Origin of the sequence: Niastella sp. OAS944, from assembly GCA_024809215.1 — a bacterium.
In the GTDB taxonomy this organism is placed as follows: Bacteria; Bacteroidota; Bacteroidia; order Chitinophagales; family Chitinophagaceae; genus Niastella.
The window spans coordinates 1-1,431 of the sequence record JANUBW010000025.1 but is presented as its reverse complement, the minus strand read 5'-3'; the positions used below and the strand labels follow the sequence as shown (position 1 = coordinate 1,431).

The 1,431-nt window shown below is 41.3% G+C and carries 2 protein-coding genes; both read right to left on the bottom strand.

Annotation, left to right across the window (positions count from 1 at the left end):
* Positions 1 to 32: 32 nt before the first annotated feature.
* Positions 33 to 977 carry a transposase gene (locus GGD38_RS37325; protein WP_375297718.1) on the bottom strand — a complete coding sequence of 315 codons (945 nt, stop codon included), beginning with the start codon at positions 975 to 977 and terminating at the stop codon, positions 33 to 35.
* A gap of 19 nt (positions 978 to 996) precedes the next feature.
* The gene (locus GGD38_RS37320) at positions 997 to 1,377 is read right to left on the bottom strand and encodes a transposase (RefSeq protein ID WP_375297719.1); all 381 of its coding nucleotides are present in this window, start codon (positions 1,375 to 1,377) and stop codon (positions 997 to 999) included.
* Between the last annotated feature and the right edge of the window lie 54 nt (positions 1,378 to 1,431).

The window sequence follows — 1,431 nt, the reverse complement described above, 5'->3', positions numbered from 1 at the left end:
GGATCAAGTCAAATTCTTGGGGGATTAGTTTGTTACGCATAGATTTTAGCGAGTCTGAATAAGAAGAAGCTGATGTCTCTTACGCCCCTTGCAGAAGCCCTAAAAGATTTGATTTTGGCATTAAAAGCTTCCGCAGACGCATTAGTACTTCTGTTATTAAAGTAATTCAATATACTCTCGTAGTGCGTTTCGATAGTTCTAAATACGGTCTTAAAGGATTCAATATTTGCTTCTTCTATATGATTATACCATAAGGCCAGCTTCTTAAATGCTTCTTCTTTACACTTGCAGTGATTGAAGATGGTAGTCAATCTCATCGATAAGTCATAGGCTCTCTGTATTGCTGGATAGCGTTCAAACATAAGTGCCGCCCGCTGTTTTTGAGAATATGTCCAGTGTTCCTTATGCTTGAATAGCAAGTAGCGGCTACGGGCTAATAATTGTTTGGCAGAATCGCCATTGGGTAGTAACTGCGGGACGTAGTTGAGACCTTTCTTTTTGGCTTGGGCAATCTGGGTATTTTCTTCATCTATTGCTTGCCATCTATGTTTAATCCGTATTTCCTGTACAGCCTCTGATGCTAATTGTTGTACATGGAAGCGGTCTACAACCCTTTGTGCGTATGGAAAACAGCGTTTGACGATCAGGTGCATTCCGGCTGCCATATCAAGGGTGACTTCCTGTACCCTTTGCCTTAATCGTTTATTAATACGCTGTAATACTTCTATTACCTTGTCAGCTTGGGTACCTTTGATCATGGCCACAATAGCGCCTTTTTGTCCTTTGGCTGATTTATTGGTAACCACCGTATAGAGCTCATCATTGGATAGTGCCGTCTCATCAATACTCAGATGAGTACCCATATTCTTTTCGAAAAGCATCCATTCGGTAGCATGCTCACGTTGATCCCAATCTTTATAATCGCTAATGTGATGTTTGTATTGCTGCTGAAGCTGACTGCCATCCATCTGGTACATTCGGGCAAGTTGATGACAGCTAATCGGATGATTGTCCAAATGTATCTTTTAAAAAAAGCGCGAACTCTTTGGTGAGTCGTGCTCCTTTCATGACCAGGTCCCAGTTACGGGATACAATCTCTCCGCTGGACTGAACTTCCCAGCGGCGCCGTTTTATGCTTAATTCTACTTTATTGTCGCGAATCGGAAAGTCCTGTACGCGAACTTCCGGATAGAATCCTTTAGAGTGAAGTGTTTGACCCGCATATTCTGAAGGAGGAATGTTCTTTTCTTCTAAAAACAAAACCAGACCTTCTTTATCCTTTACCAGGTGTACCAAATCAAAATATTCAAGTGTGCCTTTTGGTAGAAAATACCCCATCAATTCTTTTGCTGTATCCTGTCCTTGTGCTTTACTCATCTTGCTGCAAAAAAAATACTTTCTCCTAAATCCCCCAATTTTTCAACATGATCC